Genomic DNA, 23,350 nt, shown 5'->3' with positions numbered 1-23,350 from the left:
CTAAAACCTTTGAACCTTTGCAACTTTCTACCTTCGACTAAAAAACTTAGAATCTTAGCATCTCAGCAACTTAGAATCTTATAAATACTCTCCATCTTTAACCTTAAAAGCCCATGCTGCCATTGCTTCAATAACAGGCAGTAAACCTTGTCCGGCATTGCTGAGTCTGTACGTTACAAAAGGAGGAACTACAGGTCTTGATTCCCGAATCACAAGACCATCGGCTTCTAATTGTTTTAAATGCTGAATGAGCATTTTTTCTGTAATAGCAGGAATTTCTCTTTTTAATTCGCTGTAACGTTTCATTCCGCTTGATAAATGCCAAAGAATAATAGGTTTCCAGTAACCGCCTATTTTTTCCATTACAAACGTAACCGGGCATTTTTCCAGTGCATACTGCTTATTTTCCTGAATTGTCGATGATTCTTTAATTGCTGTCATGATACATACTATAGGGTAAGTACTTGTATAAAAGTAAGTACAAAGATACCTTTGTAACTGTAATAAAAAAAATTATATATATGAAAATTATAGTAACAGGTTCTTTAGGGAACATAGGAAAACCATTAACTACAAAACTTGTCGCTGCAGGTCACGACGTAACCGTAATAAGCAGTAATGCCGACAGAAAAACAGCAATCGAAAATCTGGGCGCAAAAACTGCAGTAGGTTCTGTAAGCGATGCAGCATTTTTATTGGAAACATTAAAAGGTGCAGATGCTATTTTTGCCATGACACCTCCAAATTTAGGCGGAGCAAATGTTATTGCAAATACTGAAAACGCTGGAAAATCTTTTGCAAAAGCAATTGAAGAAGCACAAGTAAAAAGAGTCGTTATGTTAAGCAGTATTGGCGCTCATTTACCAAACGGAACTGGCCCAATTGCAGGACTTCATAAAATTGAAGAAATATATAAGGAACTGAATACTTCTGTAACTTTTTTAAGAGCAGGTTTTTTCTTTACTAATTTTTATAATGATGTTCCGATGATTCAGGGAGCGGGAATTATTGGTTCTAATTATCCATCAGAAATAACAATTCCGTTTGTGCATCCAGTAGATATTGCTCAGGCTGTCGCAGAAGAATTACAGCATACTCCGGCAGGAAAAAATATCCGATATATTATCAGTGATGTCCGCACTCCGGCTGATGCTGCAAAAGTGTTGGGTGCTGCAATTGCAAAACCAGAATTACCGTGGGTAGAATTTACAGATGAACAAGCTCTTGGAGGAATGGCACAAGCAGGAATTCCGGAAGAAATTGCTAATCTTTATGCCGAAATGGGAACTGGCTTAAGAAACGGAAAAATCATTGAACATTTCACATCAAGCAACGCTTCTGTTGACGGAAAAATAAAACTGGAAGATTTTGCAAAAGAATTTGCCAGTAAATTTTAATTAGAAAATAAAAGGGATTGTCTCAAAAATCGAAACAATCCCTTTTATTTTATGTGTTCTTTGTTCCGTAGGAACATTTCATTGGTAGAAAACATATATTGTCATTATTGTTTACGTTCCGTAGGAACGTTTGATTTTGACATTTTTTCAATAATCCAACATCTCAAACGTTCCTACGGAACGTAAACATGTCGTTGGGCATTATTTTTCTACCAACGAAACATTCCTACGGAATGATAACATGAAATTCAAATTAATCGGGATTAGCCAATATTTTATACAACTCAGCATTTGAAATGTAAAACTGATTTTCAATACTAATTTGAGACAGTTTTGCGCTTACCAAATTATTCTCTCTCGAATTAAGCAAAAAGATCGAGCTTTCGCCGAAGGAAAATAACTTCTCTTCAGAATTAAGCATTGTTACATAATCTTTTACCAAATTGTCAATTACATTTTTCTGCCTTTTTAAAGAAGCAATCTCAGTTTGTTGTGCTTTAATTTTGTTTTTCAATTCCAGTCTCTGCTGTTCAATATCAAACTTTAAATCCTGAATCTTTAGTTTTGCCATTTTCAGACTTCCTCTCTCCTTTCTCAAAAAAATCGGAATGCTGAAATCAATATTAAACTTATAATCATCGGCATTAAAAGAATCAAAATAAGAAGGCTCAGAAATATAATTGTAGCCTACATTTAATTTGGGAAGAAGCCAATTGGCTTTCAATTGTCTGTTAACTTCGAGCATCGACATTTTAGTTTCTAAAGCCTGAATTTTAGGATGCGAATCTAAAGTTTCAACATTGACCATCATCGCATCTGTTTTCAGCGTTTCTTCTAAAGTCAAAATTAAATTTTCTTCCGGTTTCACCATATCTCCCAATTCAACAGGCACATTTTCAAGCCATAAATAATTAGACAAATACAATTTTGCTTTTGCTAATTTTAGATTTGCGTTTTCAACATTTAATTCTCGGTTTCGAACCGTAATTCCGGCTTCAACGCTGTCAATTGCAGGAGAATCACCAAGTTCAATCAGTTTTTTTACACCTGTAAAACGTGTACTGGCAAAACCAAGATATCGCTTATAAAGCTCAGCTTCATTATAGCTTTTTCTCCATTCAAAATACGCTTCACTTGCTTTATACAAAACCTCAATGGCTCTCAGTTTTCGCTGTGCGTCGCTTAATTTTAACTGCAGTTTTCCTTCGCGGACATCTGCCATTCTTTGGTTGATAAACATTCCTTGTCCCAACGCCACGCTGACTCCCAAAGAAGTTAATCCGTTATCCGGCGTACGATTCTGCGGATTATAATATTGTCCGTCTGTATCGTCAAATCCGGCTTTGATTTCGATTCCGTACCAAGTCGGAATTTTAAAACTGCTGTTTAAAATCGAATAATATTCAGTTCCTTTAAACTCTTTTTTGTTGTAATCGACTTCAATTTTAGGGTCAAAACCACCGCGCGCCAGCATCAACGCTGCCTGAGCATTGCTAATTTCAAGATTCGCCTGTTTTACCAGCGGATGGTATTTTTTTACATATCCTAAATATTCGCTGTAACTCAATTCTTCCTTATTAAAATCCTGACTATAAGCAGAAAAACCAAATAAAAACAAAAAAGAAAACAGTCGAACTATAGTCTTAAATTTATTTTTTGTCTTTCCCATTTTTTGCCTCCTTTTCATCTGACTTATAATAATTTGGCGGAAATCCGTTTAAGTTTCGCCATATTTCATACCAAACCGAAACCGTTTCTAATAAAGCAATACTCTGCGCTCCCGCTCCAATACTCAATTCTTTCGGCCATTTTTCATCCTTATTTCCGTCTGGCGAAATTAAAACCCTGTATTTTCCATTGGCACTAATAAAATTTTCAATTGCCACTACTCTACCGCCAAAAGTTCCGTAGGATAATCCAGGCCATCCAGAAAACACGATTCTTGGCCATCCGTCAAACCAGACACGAACTTTTGCACCGCGATGCACCAACGGAAGATCGATAGGATCAACATAGGTTTCTACCGCAATATCATAACTTGCCGGCATAATACTGATAATTGGCGTTCCTTCTTTAATCGTTTCCCCAAGTCCGGCCAGTAAAGCACGGTTTACATATCCACTTTGCGGAGCCGTGATGTAATACAAACCATTTCTAATACTATAATTTACGTATTGGTTTTCCAGTTTATTTACCTGTGCTTTTGTATCGTATTGCGTGCTTAAAGCGGTGAATTTATCGCTTCTTGATTTCGATATCTTTTCAGAATATTCAGCCGTGATACGACTTATTTCTACTCTTGCGTTTATCAATTCGTTTTTACTGCTCAAAAGTTTGTTTTGTTGTGTAATAATATATGCTTCGGATTCTTGCAGTTTTAAACGTTTTTGTTCTACATCTGTCAAAGGTTTTAAACCTTCTTTATTTAATGCAGTCGAACGGTCAAATTGTGTTTTTGCAATTCTTAATTGCGTTTTTACCGCTTCAAGATCCATGCTGTCACTTTTAATTTTCAGCTGGGCTTGTTTAATTTTATTTTGAGCCTGCTGCAGTTTTAATTCTCTTTCAGTATTAAGTGACTGCGCCTGAACGTTCAGCGAACTTACTTTATCAGCATACGATTCTACCGCCATTTTTTTGGCATCAACCTGATCTTTTGTATTTCCAACCAAATTAGGATCTAAATAATCTTCTTTGGTTTCAGAAATAAACAAAATCGTATCTCCTTTTTTTACATAATCCCCTTCCTGCACATACCATTTTTCGATTCTTCCGGCAATCGCATTATGAACGGTCTGTGGTCTTTGATCTGGTTTTAAAGTCGTTACAGAACCACTTCCCGAAATATTTTGTGTCCACGGAAGAAAAAGACAGGCAATGCAGAAAATTAAAAAGCCAACAATTACTCGGTTTAAAATTTTATAGTGCGGTCTGCGGGCAACGGCGGTGATCGATTTGTATTTGCCCGGCGTTATAAGTACATTATTATCTTTAGATATATTAAGCATGATTAAAGCTTTATGTCGTTAATAATTTTTCCATCATCAATCGTAATCATACGGCTGCATTTGTTCTTCCAGACATCATTTTTAGAAGTAACAATTACCGTCCAGTCATTTTCTTCGGCAAGTAAAAAGTCAACAATTTTACCCGACGTCAGTTCGTCCATTTTATCAACCGGATCTTCAAGGAATAATATATTAGGTTTGGTCACAATACTTCTCGCCAAAAGAATCTTTTGCACATCAGAAGCCGAAAGTTCGCGTCCGCCCGGATGAATCTGATGTTCCAGTCCGTTCGGGAAAGTTTTAATATAAGGCGTTAAACACACATTATCTAAAGCCCATTTTAAATCGTCATTATTAATGGTTTCATTTCCAAAAAGAATGTTTTCCTTAATTGTTCCTTCAAAAAGTGTATCGCCCTGTAAAAGTGTTCCGGATTGTGCTCTGTAACTGTCTTCGTCTAAACGGTTCATGAAATTATCGGTCACATACATTGCGCCGCCTTCTGGTTCAAGCAGTCCGGCAAGTAAGCGTAATAAAGTACTTTTTCCGGCACCATTTGTTCCTCTTAAAATGATCTTTTCACCCTGATTTATTTTCAGGTTAATATTTTTAAGTGATTTTTTGCTGTGTTCCGGATAATTGTAAGCAATACTTTCGGTCTCGATTGTAATTCCTGTTTCGGTTACAGCAGAAGTTTTCGGAATACAGGCAATTTCCATATCCGTTACCTGACCAATTTTTTCTAAAGAAGTCAATACATCATAAAAAGATTCTAACCCGAAGATTATTTTTTCTACAGAATTGATCAGCAATACAATTACAATTTCAGCTGCCACAAACTGCCCAATGTTCATTTGATGGTGAATTACCAGAAAACCACCAATCGACAAAAGAGCAGCTGTAACAATTACTTTAAAAATAGTAAGCTGAATGTATTGTTTTTTCATTACCTGAAAGTGCTTTTCGCGGTAATTGACGTAATGACTCACATAACCGTCATTTCTGTCTAAAGCATAATCGAAGCCGCCTTTTCTGCGGAAACTTTCACGATTACGTGCAATTTCCTGAAGCCAGGCCGCCACTTTATATTTAAACTTTGATTCGTTAAGACTTGTTTCTAAACCATCTTTATAAGAAAATTTAAAAATAACATACAGAATAACGATAAATAAAAGTCCAATTACGGTAAAAAAGGAATGATACAAAACCAGTAAAATAATACCCAAACCAACCTGCAAAAAGGCAGTACAAAAATCTAATAGAAGTTTTGCTGTTCCCTTTTGAACCATAAGAGTATCGAAAAATCGGTTGGCTTTTTCCGGCGCGTATTCCGAATACATTTCTTTAAATTTGATTAAAGGCAGCCTGTAAGCAAATTCAAAAGACGAACGCACAAAAATTCGCTGTTGCAGATTTTCTACAATTCGCAGCTGCAGAATAGTTAGGATTCCGCCAAAGCCAACTCCAATTGTAACCAAAAAAACCAGTACAATCCACGAAACACTAAGCTGTCCGCTTTGAATAAAATTAATAATCGCCTGAATTCCTAAAGGCAGGGAAAGGTTTACCAAACCCGCAAAAGCGGCATAAAATATAATTTGGTATACGTCACGTTTGTCTAACGCAAGTAAGTTGTAAAAACGTTTTAAAGGTGTCATGGATTTATATATAAATACAAGATTAATAGATGTTAATTTACGAAAAATATCGCATTTAGGATTACAAAAACTATCATAATCCAATCAAAACTAAACACTTATATTACAAATCGTGGAGGCGGCAAATGAATCTTGCCGTGAAATCCAAATGAGAAAATTGGATTATCTATATAATTTTTTCCTTTAAGATTATTTTGAAAATAAAATCCCGGTACAGACGCATCTAAAGGAACCAGATATTCTAATAACACAATTCCTTTTGCAAGTTTTGTGGTCTTCGTATCTTTTGTTTCATAATCGTCCAGTTCTTCTGGGATTCCGTCGCACTTAAAGATTTTCTTTAAAAGATTGCAGGCTATTCCTTTAACCGAATGAGTTTCTGTATTCTCTTTTATAATTCGGCTAAAAGTTGCTGAGACATTAATACTGCTCATTAAAAAATAGCCGATTAGTAACGCCTGAAGGCCTTTACATAAAAGGCTATTTTTAATTTTATTAAGCATCATAAAAAATAAATTTCAGGGTGCAAGTTAAAACTAAATTTTCGTCGCTACATTAGAATAACATTAGAATTCAAATTATTATCACCCACTGATTTTACTGACTTTCTTACTAATAAAATCATAAAAAAAGCGGCTCAACGGCCGCTTTATAATTTTATATTTTAATGAGTTTTTAATCCCATTTATTGCTTTTTGAAGCAGCAAATTTTCCTCCTCCGGTAAAAAACAATGCAATTGCCGTAAAGAAATATAACCCCAGAAGGTCTAATTCCCAACCTCCATGATCGCTTAATTTAAAAATATCCTGACTGTGTGCCATTAAAACTGCAACGAAACAGTTGAAAGCAAATATTAAAGCAGCAATTCTGGTTCTAAAACCAATTATAATTAAGATTGGTGCCAAAATTTCGCCTATGATTACACCATAAGCAAAGAAACCCGGAAGTCCTTTTTCAACAAGCATTCCGCTTATGAAATCTAAACCGCCTTTAAATTTTGAAATACCATGCAAAAGCATTAAAAATCCAATTGTAATACGAAGTATTAACAAACCAAAATCGTTGTTTTTTCTCATTTTTAAATAATTAGGTTAATAAAACAATTCAGTATTTCATACCAAATATATTGAGTATGATAGCTGTTAAGAGTAAAAATAGTAAAATTATATTGGGAACCAACTTTTGCCCTTTTAAAGTTTTTTGAAAAATATTTTTCATAAATGAATAAACGTTCATTTATTATTATATCTTTGCAATGTCAATTCAATAAAATCCTTTTCATTTTGAGAACAAGAGATATTAATAAAGAAGAATTAGTTAAAGAGAAAACTATAGAAATGATTGTAAAGTATGGCATAGAAGGCTTTACAATGAACAAACTTGCGAAAGAGTGCGGGATTTCTGTAGCGACACTTTATATTTATTATGCCGACAAGGAAGATCTGATTAAAAAAATTGGAACTGAAATGGGCACTTACTTCTTTAAAAGTTCGCTTAAAGATTTCTCGCCAGATATGCCTTTTGTAGAAGGTCTCGCCAAGCAATGGGAAAACCGATCAGAGTTTATGCTGAAAAACACTGATAAAATTGCCTGCTGGGAAATTCTACAAAATTCAAATTATGGTGAACATATCGTTAACGAAAGTTTGATGGAACTCAAAGAAATCATGACGAAGTTTTTGCATCGGGCAATTGAAAGAAAAGAAATAGTACCAGTATCAAAGGAGGTATTCTGGAGTATTGCTTATGGCCCGTTGTACAATTTACTTCGTTTTCATGAAAAAGGTAAAGGACTTGGAGGTACCACTCCATTTCAATTAACAAATGAAATACAACAAGAAGCTTTTAGACTCGTGATAAAGGCATTAACACCTTAAATTTTATGTTATGAATGTATTGATATTCGCCACTAATATAAAAACAGAGACAAGTAAAAACAAAATCGCAACGTTTTTAAACGCAAACAAATCTATATTGCAATGGTCTATTGATCAGGAAGATATTGATTGCGTATTGAGAATTATAAGCGAAAAACTAAACGCAGCTCAAATTATTGACTTATTGAATTTTCACAATTTTGACTGCAAAGAACTACAATAATTATATGAACGAAAAACAAACTATCGAAACCGGTTTTAATGGCTATCAAAAACTGGTTATATTTCTTTTAGCCATGACACAATTTACGGTTGTGCTTGATTTTATGGTAATGTCGCCGCTTGGGGATATTATGATTAAAACCTTAAATATTACGGCTTCTCAATTTGGTATTGCCGTTTCTGCTTATGCTTTTAGTGCCGGGATTTCCGGATTGCTAACGGCTGGTTTTGCAGATAAATTTGACCGAAAAAAATTGTTACTTTTCTTTTACATCGGATTTACAATCGGGACTTTATTTTGTGCCCTTGCCCCTAACTTTTTTCTGTTAGTTGCTGCACGCGTTTTCACCGGGTTATTTGGCGGTGTAATTGGTTCAATCTCTCTTGCTATTGTTGCTGATTTATTCAGCCTGAAGCAAAGAGGAAAAGTAATGGGATTTATTCAAATGGGATTTGGCGTGAGTCAGGTTCTTGGAATCCCAATTGGTTTATACATTGCAAATGCCTGGGGTTGGCACGTTCCGTTTTTATGGATTGCAGCAATGGCGGCTATTATCACCATGATTTTATATGTAAAATTAAAACCTGTTACAGAGCATTTACATTTAAAACAAGAGAAAACAGCCTTGATGCATTTGTACCATACTATTTCTAAAAAGAATTATCAGGTTGGATTTTTAGCTACTGCCCTGCTTTCTATTGGAGGTTTTATGATGATGCCTTTTGGTAGTGCGTTTGCCATCAACAACCTTAAAGTAACTAACGAACAGTTACCTTTATTATTCATGATTACCGGAATTGCAACTTTAATTACAATGCCTTTTATTGGTAAGTTGAGTGACAGGGTAAATAAATTTAAAATCTTTGCATTTGCTACTGTATCTGCCGTGATTCTAATCAATATTTATTCTCATTTTGGCCCAACTCCATTCTATATTGTATTGCTTATCAACGTTTTTATGATGGCAACAATTATGAGCAGAATGGTTCCGTCAACGACTTTAACGTCTGCCATTCCAGATCCGCAGGATCGTGGTGCGTTTATGAGTATTAACTCGTCTTTACAGCAAATGGCCGGAGGTTTTGGTGCTGTAATTGCCGGATTAATTATTTATCAAAAAGACAGTTATGCACCGTTAGAACATTATGATATTCTGGCAATGACTGCTTCTGGAATTATGCTGCTTACTATCTTTTTAGTATTTAGAGTAAGTAAAATTGTTGATACTAAAGCGAATAAACTTTAATCTGAAATTTATTCTTCAGAATTAAACAAATTCTCAAATAATAAAGAGCTGCCTCTAAAGTCGAGGCAGCTCTTTTGCTATAAATATTTTGTTAGTTTTTAGAGACTTAATTGGTTAATTTTTGATATCCGATTTATCATTCCATAGGAATGTTTCGTAGGTAGAAAAAATAAAGATCGGCCACATTTGCGTTCCGTAGGAACGTTTGATAGGTCAGATTATTAAAAACAATGTCTAAATCAAACGTTCATACGGAACGTAATCCATCATCAAAATATAATTTTTCTACCAATGAAATGTTCCTACGGAACAAAGAAACATGTAAAATAAAAAAGAGACCGTCTCGATTTACACTGCCCCAAAAAAGTCAAACACTATTTTGGGGCATTTTTATGCTTATAACGCAACTAAATAAAAACTCTTTTACATCCGATACTAATTATAAGCGCATAGAAAACTCAATTTCAATATGTTATAATCTTTAAGCTAATGTTAATATTTTAAACTTTTAACAACTTATCTAACATTATAAAAGTTTTAGTACCAAAAATTATCTCTTTTGTGACATAAAATCTTACTCCTGTATCAATTTATCAATAGCCTTTTTATATCTCCAGTAATTTTAGTAGAAAAAACAAGGCTCAATATCAAAACTAATACTACTGTGTCGAAGCAAAGTAACGCTACTAATACTTGCGCTTCAAAACTTGCGGAAACAGCCAATTGTATAAGCTTGACTTTACTTCTGGAGGTATCATCGCATCTATACTCAAGGTACAACGTTAGCATATTGGACTTAAACATGTTACATCAAAAACCAATTAACAAAAAATGTTTAACCCTTTAATTCCCAAAAAACTAACACCATGGAACCTAATTCCCACACAAAACTCTTTTTAGAGGTTTCGGCGCTTCTAACCGGATTCAGTAAAACTGAACTTAAAGCTACCGGAATGCTGGAAACCTACTACAACACGATCCAGAAAAACACAGACAAACAGGACATCGATTATTTCTTTCTTGATGTTCATGTGCTGTTAAATGACAAATCCAAAAAAAACATTGAAGCTGCTTTAGCTTCACAATTTATGGCTGCATCAGCTTATAATGGATTGGCAAAAAACATCATTATCCTTTGGTATACCGGAAATTGGGGCAACGATGTAGTATCATCAGCTTCTTATATTCAGGGACTTATGTGGAATGCTGCGCATACACATCCGCCGGGAGCAAAACAACCTGGTTACGGCTCATGGGCAGAACGTCCGCTTACAGTAAAAAATTCATAACAAAAAGGTAATCAAATGGAAAATAATTATGATGTAGTTATTGTTGGTTCTGGTATTGCCGGATCAATAATAGCAAAGGTTCTTACCAATGCAGGTAAGAAAGTCTTAATGCTAGAAGCAGGTCTTTCTGCAGGGATAGCAATGGATCAGGATGCTAATTATAAAAACTATCAGGATTATCTTAATACGTTTTATAATGCTTCTGCAAAAGTGCCGAATTCGCCTTATCCGAATATAAAAGATGCTCCTTCAATTGATGTTCTTGATATTCAGAAAATCCCGAAAGACAGACCTTCAACAAAAGGATATTTGGTACAAATGGGACCGCTTCCTTTTGCAAGTGATAATACAAGAGCACCAGGCGGAACAACGCTGCACTGGCTTGGAACTACACTTAGAATGCTGCCAAACGATTTTGTAATGAAATCTAAATATGGCGTTGGTGTAGACTGGCCAATTAAGTATGATGATATGTCCCGTTATTATCAAATGGCTGAAAACGAAATTGGTGTTTCTGGAAATGTAGATGATCAGCATTATCCTATCGAACAAAAAAACATTTTTGGTAAAGATTATGTGTTTCCAATGAAAGGTATTCCAACGAGTTACCTTGACGGCGTAATGAAAAAAGTTATTGATAAAAACAATAACATTAAACTTAATGGTAAAGACTATAAATTAACTTGTATCAGTACGCCACAAGGAAGAAATTCAATCCCTAATCTTGATTACAATATTGGTGGAGTGGAATGGAATCCCGGTTCAAAAAAATTAGATATTATCAAAAATCAACCCGGAGAATATGATCCGGTTGGTTCAAACTGGGATCAATACACAGGTCAGCGCTGTGAAGGAAATGCAAGCTGTGTACCTATTTGTCCGGTTCAGGCAAAATACAACGCCTTAAAAACATTCAGAAAGTGCGACATGGGAAATCTTGTCGTAAAAACACAAGCTGTTGCTTCAAGATTGTTAATTAACGAAACTTCAAACTGGATTAATGGCGTTGAATACAAAACGTATATCAAAGGAAGTTCATCAGAATATGAAACTCATACTGCAAAAGGAACTTTATATGTAATGGCCTGCAGCGCAATTGAAAATGCTAAATTATTATTAGCGTCAGGAGCAGCAAACAGCAGTGACCAAGTTGGACGTAATTTAATGGATCATATGACGGTTTTAAGATGGGGATTATCAAAAGATCCTATTTATCCGTATCGTGGTCCGGGTTCTACTTCTAACATTCCAACTTTTAGAGATGGAGAATTCCGTAAAAATCACGCTGCCTGGATTTTACCGTTAGACAACTGGGGCTGGGCATGGCCAACTGGTTCACCTGCAACAGATGTTATTAATGCTGTAAATGAAGGCATTATTGGTAAAGAGCTTCGTGCTAAAATCGAAAATCTGGTTACAAGACAATTCTTTACACACTTTGAATGCGAACAGGCTCCAGATCCAGATAATCGTGTAACAATTGATCCTCAATACAAAGATAATATTGGCAATTACAGACCTGTAATTCATTATAAAGCAACAGAATATATGCTGAAAGCTTTTGAAGCATCAGGAATTGTTTCTGAGCAATTGTTCAGCCAATGTGATATTGAAGATTTTACATCTTACAATCCGGCTTCGGATGCTGATTATGTGACTTACAAAGGCAAAGGTTACACTTTTGCTGGTGCAGGACACATTGTAGGAACACACAGAATGGGATTTTCAAAAGAAGATTCTGTAGTCGATGCCAATATGCGTACGTGGGACCACGAAAATTTGTACTTAGTAGGCTGTGGAAATATGCCGACTCTAGGAACATCAAACCCAACTCTAACTATGTCTGCCCTAACTTTTAAAGCGGCAGAAGCTATCCTTCAACAACTTGAACAATAACTATTATGGAAAATAAATTATTTCAAAAGAACAATCCGAATCGTCAAAAGCTAATTAAACCAATTGCTGATCTGGATATTAACGAAGAGGTTTACTCAGTTGCAACAGATAATGCCTTTATTGCTGATAATGAACTCAGTATTGCGCCGGCAATAACAGCTAAAAGTGCAAAAGGAATGTCGTTGAAAATGTCTAAAAGAGATGTAAAAAATTACATCAAGGATTTGAAACATCTTCAGGATTGTCTTAGAACTGCTTTAAAATTAGAGCTTTCAACGATTCCTCCTTATTTATGCGGACTTTACACGATTAAAGAAGGAAGCAATGTAGAGGCGGCAGCGCTTATTAGAAGTGTCGTGGTTGAAGAAATGCTGCACATGGTTTTGGTATCCAATATTCTGAACGCTATTACAGATCCAAAAACAATTAAAAAAGGTGATAAACTTTTTAACGTAAAAGAGATTATTCCAAACTACCCTACTCCGCTTCCGGGCGGCATTGTTCCGGAAGTCCCGAAAGGTTCGCCTCCGTTTGAAGTTCATCTTTTAAAATTCTCCAGAGAAGCATTAGATGAATTTTCTACAATCGAAAGACCTTCTGATCCAAAAGCGCCTATTACGGGTCATTTTGATAGCATCGGGCAATTTTATGAAGCGATTCGTTATGGTTTGCTTCGTTTAAATGAAGAAGCAAAGAAAACAACAAAGAATGGAATTTTCATTGGAGATCCAAGCCGTCAAATTACTGCCGAACATTATTATGGAAGCGGTGGTAAAATCACAAAAGTTGTAACGTATGAAGATGCCGAAGAAGCGATTGGAGAAATCGTAGGTCAAGGTGAAGGTATCGACGGAACTATTGCAACAGAGCAGGTTTTATTTGGAGAAGATATTGAATATGCACACTATTTCAAGTTTCAGGAAATCTGTTTTGGAAGAATGTACAGCGCGAATGATACCAATTTTCAAATGCCTGTAAAAAGTATACCAACAGGAAAACCTTTTACGGTAAGCTGGTCATCTGTTTATAATATGAAAGCAAATCCAAAAATGAAAGATTATGAAAAAAATCCTGAATTACTGGAAAAAGCAAAAGACTTCAATAAAGTATATGTACAGCTCCTAAACGGAATTAACGATGCAGTGAGCGGTGAACCTGAACTTGTTATTAAAGGAATTACAGTGATGTATGAACTTAAATACAAAGCGTTGGAATTACTAAACATTCCGCTGGAAAATGGCGAATGCGCAGGGCCAACATTTGAATATGTAGAAGTATAAAAATGGCAATTTCAATGGTAATGACAATGGCGATTTCAATTTTAATTGTAATTCAATGTCAATATAACTAACAACTAAACAACAAAACTATGTATTACCCACTTGAAGCAAAATGGACCATTTTGCCCGGAAATGAAGAAAAAGCAAAAACAGCTTTAATTCAACTCGCAAAAGATGTTCAGGAAAACGAACCCGAAACATTATTGTATATGGTTCACGTTCCGGATTTCAACCAAAAAAGCCTTCCGACTCCGCCACAGGGTCAGGTAATTTTTTGGGAAGTTTACGAAAATCAGGATGCGTTTTTTAAACATGTAAACGGCCCCATATTTACTGAATTTGTAAAAACATACGGCGATTTATTTCTAAGTGATTTCAGCACGCCGCCAAATGTTTTCATGACCACTGAAGTATTATTTCAGATTCAGGGATTTAGCCGAAAAGCACTTTAAATCCTTAAAATAATTTTATACCCTATTAAAAACAAAATCAATTCAAAAAAATAAAATGGCATCACAACAAAACAACAATCCGTTAGCAAACCTGAACCTGTCAGGTTTAGAAAAGCTAGAAACAAAAACAGTCAATAAGGGCCTTAAGTCAAAATTTAAAGCCGAAGCTGTAGAAATTCCATCAGCTGATCTTGGTGTATTAAATTCATTAGTTGGAACCTGGGTTGGTCCGGGATTCAATATCATTGAAGTTCCAAATATGAATCAGGCAAAACCGGGTCCGCCTCCGGCTGATAAATTTAAAATCATATTAAATTCAACAGCAGAAACTTTTACTTTCAATTCAATTGGAGGCGATATTATCAACCGTGGAAATGCACAATCTGATATCGCTTTTCAGGGGCTGCATTATTTACAGCAAGTAGATGATGTTAACCTGCCAAGCGGTCAAAACGGAATTCATTTAGAAACGGGATTATTCTTAAATCTTCCAAGTGGTACTGATCCTGCGGTACAGCCAAGTATCGCCAGATTAGGTTCAATTCCGCACGGAGATTCAATTTTAGCACAAGGAACTTTTTTTACCGTAAACGGGCCGCCACAATTTGAAGTAGCAGATCCTACTCCGTTTTTTATTGTAAACGGGAAAAGAGTAAATGACACAAGCGAAACGTATTTATCACAATTGGTAAATGCTGTTCCGCCTCCGGGAATTGCAAAAGAAGTAATTATGAACCCGAATATTCTTTTGGAAAATGCTATTAAAGGACAAAACATTACTAAAACCGTTGTAATCTTTTTAGATGCAAACCCAATTGATGGCGTTGCAACTCCGGGCGCAACTGCTCCGGTTGGCGGTATTACAAACATTCCGTTTGTAAATGTAAATGCCAATGCAAACAGTCTTTCTGCAATTTTTTGGATCGAAACTGTTGCAAATCCAGATGGTTCAGAATTCCTTCAATTGCAGTATACACAAACCGTAATCCTTGATTTCCCCGTTTTTGCCCCAGATGGAAGCGTTGTCGAAATTAAATGGCCTCATATTTCAGTAGCAACACTTCGTCTTCAGCAATAATAATTTCTGAAGAAAATCAACTAAAAAAATTTAAAAGAAATTCAAATGGAAAATTCAAATAACGCACCCATGTTGCTGCACAGCACGTACTTCAATCTGGGTACAAGTAATGCGCAAGGCATTGTAGAAGCTTATATGGCAGAAGCAAGACAATATCTTTCTGAATCTGTTGGAATGATTTCGTTCTGGATTGGTGTTCGAGCCGATGATATGATTCGTCCTGAAAATGATCTTAATTATGACATTGCCATGCATCAGCTTTTTGCAAACGAAGATGCTTTTAATGTCTATAACGGAAATGATTCTGCACATAATCAGTTCGTAATTGACGTAAACAGATGGGTTCCGGGCACAACAAGACGTGTTATGGATTATTATGTAACCAATCTTATTATTGGAGGAAATTCATCTGAACCGCAAACTATTGGTGCCGATGGAAACTATCCGCAAAGTATGTTTCATGACTTGTATTTCTCTCTAAAAGATAAATCTCCGGAAAACATTAAAAAATTTACGGATATCTGTGTAGAATATTTATCAGGACATCTGGGAATTCAGCAGTTTTCAACCGGCGGATTAACCGACATTAAACGAAATGTTTCTGTTAGAAATTTTGATGTTGCGGTTTCTATTATCTACGAAAGTAAAAAAGCGTACGATGATTATCTGACAAGCAAAAAGCACGAAGATTTTTTTCCTGCAACAGCCGGAATGATTGACAACACGTACATTTTTGATTCTTACATAAAATATCAATCAAAAGTGTATTCGCTTACCAGATAAAAAATTAACCTCAAAAACTAAAAATCATGATAGAAACAGCAATTCAGGAATTAGTTCGTGAGCTGAGCGGTTATGTGCTTCAGCCCGGCGATTCAGAATATGAAGATGTTATAAAAATTGATAACGGCCGAATTCAGTTCAGACCGCGTTTAATCATTTTTCCGGCCGTAGTTGAAGATGTGAGACTGGGATTAAAATTTGCCATTACAAACGATCTTCCTTTTTCCATAAAAGGCGGCGGACACAGTGCTGCCGGTTATTGCCTGAATGAAGGCGGTGTTGTAATTGCAATGAAAAATTTAAACAGAATTACATTCGATCCTAAAAAAGAAACCGTTACGGCAGAAATGGGCGTAATCTGGTACGATGTTTACAAGTTTATGCAGTTAACCAGTACAGGATTAATTCCCGTAGGCGGCGGCTGCCCTACTGTTGCACCTCCGGGTTTTATGCTAGGCGGCGGTTATAGTTTTGTTTCACGTTCCTACGGAATGAGCATCGATAATCTTGAAAGTTTAAAAATTGTTACTCCAGACGGAGAACTACGTCATATTGGTTTACACAGTACTTCTGCAGAAGATATTGATCTTTTCTGGGCTTGTTCCGGAGGCGGAGGCGGAAACTTTGGAATTGTAGTCGAAATGGAAATGAGAGTTCGTAAACCTTTAAGCAAAAAAATGTTAGTGGGGCAAATTCGATATCCGTTAGAAATGGCCGAAGATGTATTAGGTTATTACAACGAATGGGTTGAAACCGTTCCCGACGCAATGGCCGTTTATGGTTTTATGGGAAATCAAAAAGACCTAATTGACAAAGTGACCAATGTAAAAGTGCTGGGTTTAACTCCGGTTTTTAATGGTGACGGCGCCGAAGGAATTGAACATCTTCAGGGACTTTTAAAACTAAAACCAATTAATGCCGATTTGTTTAATATGACACTTCCGGACTGGGAATTTTATAACGGTTACACGACAAGAGTTGCCGGAAGAAGTTCCTACATCCGTTCTACGGTTCTTCCAGAAGGCGGAATGAATAATAAAGTAGCAAAGGTTATTATAGAATCGATGAGTAAAGCTCCGTCTGCGGAAAGTTTTGCCGTTTGGACACATGCCGGAGGTGCAATCGAAAATGTTGCCTCAGACGCTACAGCATACGTACACAGGAACAGCCGTTTTATTCCGGAAGTTAAAGCAATCTGGGATTTAGATAAACCTGGAGATACATTGAAAAATGTAGAATGGGCGTATGAATTTTTCGAAAGATTATCTGATGCCGGAAATGCTACGGGAGCTTATGTAAACTACATTGATCCTTTACAGCACAACTGGGCCGAACAATATTACGGAAGCAATTACAAACGCCTTTTAGAAATTAAAAAGAAAGTAGATCCAAACAATTATTTTAATTTCCAGCAAAGCGTTGGTTCGCCATTTAATCCAACAAAAGAATTAACAGATATCAGCCCGATCAACCGAACCAGAGTATAATGCTTACTAACCCCAAATCCTCGAAGTTTTAGTATAAATCTTCGGGGATTTACTATTTCTAACAAACCAATTAAACATTAACATTATGTCACCAGCATCTGAAATAATTAGACTTCTTAATTTGCAGTTAAACAGTACCGAAGGCGGTTATTTTGCCAATACTTACCCTATCCCGCCTGCCGAAAATACTCCTTGCAGCGCGATCTATTATTTTCTGGATAATTCCCGCTGCTCTATTATGCATAAAGTTACAGGAGATATGCTGTATCATTTTTATGCGGGAAAGCCTGTAGAAATGCTTTTATTATACCCGGAAGGTCATACGCCAAAATCAGAAATATGTATTTTTAGTAATGATATTGCTAAAGGCGGAAAACCAATGAAAGTAATTCCGGGCGGAACATGGATTGGTTCCAGAATTAAAAGTAAAGATTCCTGGAGCCTTATGGGCGTATCAATGGCGCCTCCTTTTAATCCTGATAATTACTTTTTAGGAGATCGAGATACCTTAATTGCACAATATCCTGAACACAAAAAATTAATTATAGCCCTTACTAATCCCTCATAAACAGGCACATTTTGAAATTTTTTAAAAAATAATCTTCTTTTTGTTTGTAAATATGACCAATCGGTCATATATTTGTACCGTTAAATAAAAGCTATCATGGCAAAAGGTGAAGAAACCAGACAATTTATTATAGAAAAAGCCGCTCCTATTTTTAATACAAAAGGAATTGCAGCTACTTCTATGAGCGATATTATGGAAGCCACCAAATTGTCTAAAGGAAGCATGTATGTACATTTTGAAAATAAGGAAGTTTTAGCTTGTGCAGCTGTTGATCATAATATTAAAATGCTTAACACAAAAATTCAAACAGCAATAAGTAAATACAAAACTTCAAAAGAACAGTTGTTTGCATATATAGACTTTTTTAGTAATCCGTTGCAGCCACCGGTTTTTGGAGGCTGTCCTCTTTTGAATTTTGGAACAGAAGCTGATGATACAAACCCAATAGTAAAAGAAAAGGTAAATACTGTTATTCGTTCCGGTCAAGTATTGCTTTCTGGATTAGTAGAAAAAGGAATAGCAAACGGAGAATTTAAAACTGATTTAAAACCTGGAGATTTTGCAACTGTAATGTTTGCAATGCTCGAAGGCGGACATTTAATGTCAAGAATGTCCGGAAACAATGATAAAATGGAAATCATTGTTAAAACCTTAAAAAATTTAATAGACCAAAACAGCATCTAATTTTTTTTTATCAAAAATATGACCGATCAGTCATATTTATAAATAACAATATCAACAAAAATATAATACCAATTAAAATAAGATCATTCACAATTAACAATTCACATTTAACAATTTAAGAAATCATGTCAAAAACAATTTTAATTTCAGGAGCATCAAAAGGATTTGGAAAAGCCTGGACAGAAGCATTTTTAGAAAAAGGATATAAAGTGGCTGCAACAGCGAGAAATATCGATACATTAAACGATTTAAAAGCAAAATACGGAGACGCAATTTTACCATTAAAACTTGACGTAAATAAACGCGAAGATTCATTTGCAATAGTTGAGAAAGTAAAAAATCATTTCGGTACAATTGATATTTTGATCAATAATGCAGGTTACGCTTTAAACGGTGCTGTTGAAGAAGCAAGTGAAGCGGAAGCTAGAGCACAATTCGAAACTAATTTCTTTGGAACTTTATGGTTAACACAAGCTGTTTTACCAATTATGAGAAACCAAAAAAGCGGACACATTATTCAGGTTTCTTCTATTTTAGGAATCGCAACTTTACCGGTTATCGGACTTTATAATGCTTCAAAATTTGCCGTTGAAGGTTTAAGCGAAACTTTGGCATCTGAAGTAAAACAATTCGGAATCAATGTTTCATTAGTAGAGCCAAATGGTTACTTTACTGATATTTGGGGTAACGGATTCCACAGCGAAAGTATTCCTGCTTACGACGGAATCAAAAAAGCACTTGCAGACGGACACGATCCCGACACATTTGGACAAGTTAGCGCGACAGTTCCTGCAATCATTAAATTAGTTGAAGCAGAAAATCCTCCTTTACGTTTATTTTTAGGAAAAATAGCTTTACCATTTGCTAAACAAACCTACGAACAAAAATTAAAAACATGGGAAGAATGGGCTGATGTTTCAGTTGCAGCTCACGGATAATTAATTCTCTTTATCATAATAAAAAAAGGCAATCTGTTGATTGCCTTTTTTTATTTATTTTTTGGGAAGATAAATCCAAAAGATTGTTCCTTCTCCGGGTTTACTGGTAAAATTGATTACTCCGTTATGGTTTTCAATAATTCGGCGGCACAAAGCTAGTCCTATCCCATTTCCTCCATATTGATCGCGTTCGTGTAATCTTTGAAACATATCAAATATACGTCCAGAATATTGACTGTCCATTCCAATTCCGTTATCGGCAATTGAAATTATATGATAATTTTCTGGTGAAGATACGTTGTTATCTTCATTAATATTTGATGCTGAAATAGTTACTACAGGTACCGCAGTATTAAATTTAAGAGCATTGTTGACCAAATTATAAAATAACTGGCGAAGTTGTGTATCAAGGCCTAAAACTGTCGGCAAAGACTTAATTTCAATTATAGCATTCTTTTCCTCAATAACCAGACTTAAATCTCCTAATATTTCCGAAAGGGTTTGGTTAAGGTCAACTTCTTCAAATATTTGTTTCTTATTGTCAATTCTCGAATAATTGAGAACATCAGTAATCAGGTTCGAGAGTCTTCCTGCCGCCATCGTTATTCGATCAAAATAATATAATTTCCTTTGGTCTTCACTTAAATGTTCCCCGGCGCGCGAAAGCATAATCATGATTTTACGAAGTGGTTCCTGAAGATCGTGGCTGGCAATATAGGCAAACTGCTCTAATTCTTTATTTTTAAAAACCAGTTTTAAATTGGCACTTTCTAACTCACGCTGAATTAATTTTAATTCTGTATTATCTTTCAGCGTTTCTACGACCATTTTTTGAGCATTGATGTCTACAAAATAAACTAGCCAGCTGTTAAAAGTACCGTCTTCTGCCTTGTTTGGCATAATCGAAATTAAATGCCAGATATAACTTAAACCATATTTAATTCGGGTTTCCCCTAAAAATTCAGAACGCTTTGATTTTGCTATTTTCCAGCCTTCCAATATTCCGTCAATATCATCAGGATGAATAAAATTACTTAGGTTTTTCTTGTCGAAAGCAAGAATTGGAACTTCCAGATAATGCTCTAATGACTCATTGGTTAAAAGAACATTATTACGCTCATTTATTACACAAATTAAAATAGGAATTGTGTTGGCGAGCTGTTTGTATTTGTTTTCACTTTCTGCCAGTTTTTCTGAAAGCGCAATGAGTTCAATGTTTTTCTTTCTGATTTCATCGTAAGGCGATAAAGGAGGTTCGTATTTAAAATAATCGATAAATCCCTTTATTTTAGTTTCTGAAAGAAGTCCCGGAGAAGCAACCGGCTGGCTTATTCTCGTTGTAGACTGATTGTTTAAATAACTGTATTCTATATTTCCGGAAATTTTCGATGCATAATTAAAAGCTTCAGGATTGCAGTTTTTTAAATCTACAGTATCTGTAATGATTGCGATAATTTCTTTTTGAGTTGCTTTAATAACATTAATTCCCAAAACAAGCAAAGAATTTTTACCTTTTGCAATCGAGCATCTTGCTATTTCGGATACTGCTGTCGAAAATCTTGTCTGGAAAGATGATGGCATACCGCACATTTCGGCAATTTTCATGCAGCGTTTGTGGGCCAGTATTAAGTCCATTTCGTTATCCAGATTTATTTTTATGATTTCCTTCATAACTAAATTATTTTACCAACAAGAATTGTGGCATCATCTGTACCTCTGATATTTTCCTTAAGCAATGCTGATGCAATAATTCCTGGACTTTGTTTAAATATAGAATTCATATCGCTAAGATTCCATCTTGTTCTTAGTCCGTCACTATGCATGATAATAATTTGGTGCTTTTTGTAAGGAACAACCGAATTGTTTAATGTACGCGGAATATTGTGTCCAATAATTCCATTATAAGGCGTATAAGTTTTGTTTTCTAATCCGTCGTAAATTCGCGTATTGATATTGCCAATACCGCAAATATTCCAGGTTTCTAAACTATAATCTACTGTGGCTACTGTAGCAACAAGTCCTCGGCTTTTTTTTACTTTTGAATGGATATCCCTTAGGATTTCCGCAGGATCAGATTCTACCGACTGTTTGAATGCTTTAACAGCAAGCTGCACGGCTTCATGGGCATTTACACCATGACCTAAACCATCACCTACAAATATTTGAAAACCTTTTTTAAGATTTTTAATATGATAACCATCACCGCAGACTTTTTCACCGGGATAATTTAAAGCTATGGCTTTATGGTATAAACCTTTTTGTATATCAGACAAACGAAAATCCGGCTTTTCGCAAATTTTCACGTACTGTACACAACCCCAGTTTTTCATGGAATAAATTTGAAAATCGTTGCTCAGTCTTTTGATCGAGCCCAAACCATGTCCCAATGTATTGGATGACGAATAACCGTCATTCATTATTTTTGACACATTTTCAAATCCTATTCCCTTATCAAGGCAGTAAATTTCAATTTCGTTTTGCCCTTCCTCTATATTAGCCCTGTACAGCAATTCACCGCCATTTGCATATTTAATAAGATTGGAAGTTAATTCTGCTACAATTATATCCGTTTCTCCTGCTCTGTGCGGCGTAAATCCTAATTGAAGCGCCAGGTTATGTATTTCTCTTTTTATAAAAGCAATCAGACTTCGATCGTCTATCTTGTAAGTGGAAAAAGTATTATCCATTTTTCCATTTTGTTATAGTTACGGTGGTACCGTTTCCTAATTCTGTTTTAATATCAAACTCATTGACAAGTCTTTTAGTACCCGGTAATCCTAAGCCTAAGCTTTTACCGGTACTGTATCCGTCTTTCATAGCCAGTTCTACATTGGCTATTCCGGGGCCATTATCAATAAAAGTAACGCGTACGCCATTATCACGGCCATTACTGACCGACTCTATAATGACTTTACCGCCGCCGCCATATTTAAGGAGGTTACGAACAAGTTCGCTGGTTGCCGTAATTAATTTAGTTTGATTTAAAATGCTCATACCAATTTTTACGCCATACTCTTTTACCCGGTTGCGTAATGGTACTACATCTTGTTCTTTTACGATAAGTGCTTCTTCTTTACTATTCGATATCGTCGTCATAATCCTGCTCTTCATTATCGCTTATTTGCATTTTCGAGCGCAGTAGATCCATGCCCTTCTCAACATTCAGGGCACTTATAACTCCGTTTAAAGATAATCCTAATTCTACCAGTGTAATAGCTACAGCCGGCTGCATTCCTACAACCACTGTTTGTGCATCCATTATTTTAGACATTACAGCTATGTTTCCTAATATTCGACCCATAAATGAATCGATAATAGAAACCGCCGATATATCTATCAATACACCTTTTGAACTATGTTTACTAATGGTGTTTATTAAGTCTGATTCAAGATTTTCTGCAAGTTGATCGTACAAATCTACTTGTATGGTAACAAGCAGAAAATCTCCCATTTTAAGTATAGGAATTCTTTCCATATCAATTTAT

General features: G+C 35.6%; 24 protein-coding genes. 14 read left to right on the top strand and 10 right to left on the bottom strand.

The genetic code is table 11. The annotated features are described in order from the left end of the window. Positions 1-78 precede the first annotated feature (78 nt). Positions 79-441 carry a winged helix-turn-helix transcriptional regulator gene (locus tag APR43_RS03880; protein WP_053472719.1) on the bottom strand — a complete coding sequence of 121 codons (363 nt, stop codon included), beginning with the start codon at positions 439-441 and terminating at the stop codon, positions 79-81. A gap of 80 nt (positions 442-521) precedes the next feature. Between APR43_RS03880 and APR43_RS03875 the strand changes: the two genes are divergently transcribed. Then, positions 522-1,397, top strand: a complete 876-nt coding sequence (locus tag APR43_RS03875) for an NAD(P)H-binding protein (protein ID WP_053472720.1) — start codon at positions 522-524, stop codon at positions 1,395-1,397. A 253-nt stretch (positions 1,398-1,650) separates the two neighbouring features. On the opposite strand, the gene APR43_RS03870 is transcribed toward APR43_RS03875, so the two are convergent. From APR43_RS03870 to APR43_RS03850, 5 genes are all read right to left on the bottom strand, one after another. Continuing rightward, positions 1,651-3,066: a TolC family protein gene (locus APR43_RS03870; RefSeq protein ID WP_053472721.1), complete on the bottom strand. Its 1,416-nt coding sequence runs from the start codon at positions 3,064-3,066 to the stop codon at positions 1,651-1,653. Further along, a complete protein-coding gene (locus APR43_RS03865) occupies positions 3,047-4,405 on the bottom strand; it encodes an HlyD family secretion protein (protein ID WP_053472722.1) in 1,359 nt (452 codons plus the stop codon). Before APR43_RS03865 ends, APR43_RS03870 begins: the two co-directional genes overlap by 20 nt. Positions 4,406-4,407: 2 nt before the next feature. Beyond that, complete coding sequence (locus APR43_RS03860; protein WP_053472723.1) at positions 4,408-6,063, bottom strand: peptidase domain-containing ABC transporter; 1,656 nt, start codon at positions 6,061-6,063, stop codon at positions 4,408-4,410. A 98-nt stretch (positions 6,064-6,161) separates the two neighbouring features. Continuing rightward, the gene (locus APR43_RS03855) at positions 6,162-6,497 is read right to left on the bottom strand and encodes a hypothetical protein (protein ID WP_235992020.1); all 336 of its coding nucleotides are present in this window, start codon (positions 6,495-6,497) and stop codon (positions 6,162-6,164) included. A 241-nt stretch (positions 6,498-6,738) separates the two neighbouring features. Then, the gene (locus tag APR43_RS03850; RefSeq protein WP_053472724.1) at positions 6,739-7,140 is read right to left on the bottom strand and encodes a DoxX family protein; all 402 of its coding nucleotides are present in this window, start codon (positions 7,138-7,140) and stop codon (positions 6,739-6,741) included. 207 nt (positions 7,141-7,347) lie between these two features. On the opposite strand from APR43_RS03850, the gene APR43_RS03845 reads away from it, so the two are divergent. The 13 genes from APR43_RS03845 to APR43_RS03780 all read left to right on the top strand — a co-directional run bounded on the left by APR43_RS03845 (position 7,348) and on the right by APR43_RS03780 (position 19,865). Further along, the gene (locus tag APR43_RS03845; RefSeq protein WP_053472771.1) at positions 7,348-7,941 is read left to right on the top strand and encodes a TetR/AcrR family transcriptional regulator; all 594 of its coding nucleotides are present in this window, start codon (positions 7,348-7,350) and stop codon (positions 7,939-7,941) included. Between the two features lie 10 nt (positions 7,942-7,951). Continuing rightward, on the top strand, positions 7,952-8,164 hold the full coding sequence (locus APR43_RS03840; RefSeq protein ID WP_053472725.1) for a hypothetical protein: 213 nt from the start codon (positions 7,952-7,954) through the stop codon (positions 8,162-8,164). A 4-nt stretch (positions 8,165-8,168) separates the two neighbouring features. After that, positions 8,169-9,410: an MFS transporter gene (locus tag APR43_RS03835; RefSeq protein WP_053472726.1), complete on the top strand. Its 1,242-nt coding sequence runs from the start codon at positions 8,169-8,171 to the stop codon at positions 9,408-9,410. Positions 9,411-10,276: 866 nt separating this feature from the next. Further along, positions 10,277-10,699: a sugar dehydrogenase complex small subunit gene (locus APR43_RS03825; protein ID WP_053472727.1), complete on the top strand. Its 423-nt coding sequence runs from the start codon at positions 10,277-10,279 to the stop codon at positions 10,697-10,699. Positions 10,700-10,714: 15 nt separating this feature from the next. Beyond that, a complete protein-coding gene (locus tag APR43_RS03820) occupies positions 10,715-12,595 on the top strand; it encodes a GMC family oxidoreductase (RefSeq protein ID WP_053472728.1) in 1,881 nt (626 codons plus the stop codon). Positions 12,596-12,600: 5 nt separating this feature from the next. Further along, positions 12,601-13,875 (top strand): ferritin-like domain-containing protein, encoded by a 1,275-nt coding sequence (locus tag APR43_RS03815; protein ID WP_053472729.1) that lies wholly within the window; start codon positions 12,601-12,603, stop codon positions 13,873-13,875. A gap of 89 nt (positions 13,876-13,964) precedes the next feature. Beyond that, the gene (locus APR43_RS03810) at positions 13,965-14,327 is read left to right on the top strand and encodes a putative quinol monooxygenase (RefSeq protein WP_053472730.1); all 363 of its coding nucleotides are present in this window, start codon (positions 13,965-13,967) and stop codon (positions 14,325-14,327) included. Between the two features lie 55 nt (positions 14,328-14,382). After that, complete coding sequence (locus APR43_RS03805; protein ID WP_053472731.1) at positions 14,383-15,405, top strand: heme-binding protein; 1,023 nt, start codon at positions 14,383-14,385, stop codon at positions 15,403-15,405. A 45-nt stretch (positions 15,406-15,450) separates the two neighbouring features. After that, the gene (locus APR43_RS03800; protein ID WP_053472732.1) at positions 15,451-16,188 is read left to right on the top strand and encodes a Dabb family protein; all 738 of its coding nucleotides are present in this window, start codon (positions 15,451-15,453) and stop codon (positions 16,186-16,188) included. Between the two features lie 26 nt (positions 16,189-16,214). Further along, positions 16,215-17,675, top strand: coding sequence for an FAD-binding oxidoreductase (locus APR43_RS03795; protein WP_053472733.1), 1,461 nt, complete (start codon positions 16,215-16,217; stop codon positions 17,673-17,675). Positions 17,676-17,760: 85 nt separating this feature from the next. Further along, on the top strand, positions 17,761-18,243 hold the full coding sequence (locus APR43_RS03790; RefSeq protein ID WP_053472734.1) for a cupin domain-containing protein: 483 nt from the start codon (positions 17,761-17,763) through the stop codon (positions 18,241-18,243). A gap of 96 nt (positions 18,244-18,339) precedes the next feature. Further along, entirely contained in the window at positions 18,340-18,927 is a 588-nt protein-coding gene (locus APR43_RS03785; protein WP_053472735.1) for a TetR/AcrR family transcriptional regulator, read from the top strand. Between the two features lie 125 nt (positions 18,928-19,052). After that, positions 19,053-19,865, top strand: a complete 813-nt coding sequence (locus tag APR43_RS03780) for an SDR family NAD(P)-dependent oxidoreductase (RefSeq protein ID WP_053472736.1) — start codon at positions 19,053-19,055, stop codon at positions 19,863-19,865. A 54-nt stretch (positions 19,866-19,919) separates the two neighbouring features. Here the strand turns inward: APR43_RS03780 and APR43_RS03775 are convergent, their stop codons facing one another. The 4 genes from APR43_RS03775 to APR43_RS03760 are packed head-to-tail and all read right to left on the bottom strand — an operon-like array spanning position 19,920 to position 23,340. Further along, complete coding sequence (locus tag APR43_RS03775) at positions 19,920-21,536, bottom strand: sensor histidine kinase (RefSeq protein WP_053472737.1); 1,617 nt, start codon at positions 21,534-21,536, stop codon at positions 19,920-19,922. Positions 21,537-21,538: 2 nt separating this feature from the next. After that, complete coding sequence (locus APR43_RS03770; protein WP_053472738.1) at positions 21,539-22,552, bottom strand: SpoIIE family protein phosphatase; 1,014 nt, start codon at positions 22,550-22,552, stop codon at positions 21,539-21,541. Continuing rightward, on the bottom strand, positions 22,545-22,961 hold the full coding sequence (locus APR43_RS03765; protein WP_053472739.1) for an anti-sigma regulatory factor: 417 nt from the start codon (positions 22,959-22,961) through the stop codon (positions 22,545-22,547). The genes APR43_RS03770 and APR43_RS03765 overlap by 8 nt, the downstream gene beginning before the upstream one ends. Beyond that, positions 22,942-23,340 (bottom strand): STAS domain-containing protein, encoded by a 399-nt coding sequence (locus tag APR43_RS03760; RefSeq protein ID WP_053472740.1) that lies wholly within the window; start codon positions 23,338-23,340, stop codon positions 22,942-22,944. Before APR43_RS03760 ends, APR43_RS03765 begins: the two co-directional genes overlap by 20 nt. Positions 23,341-23,350 lie beyond the last annotated feature (10 nt).

This window comes from Flavobacterium sp. NLM (assembly GCF_002210235.1).
Taxonomy (GTDB): Bacteria; Bacteroidota; Bacteroidia; order Flavobacteriales; family Flavobacteriaceae; genus Flavobacterium; species Flavobacterium panici.
This window is presented reverse-complemented; position numbering and strand designations above follow the sequence as displayed.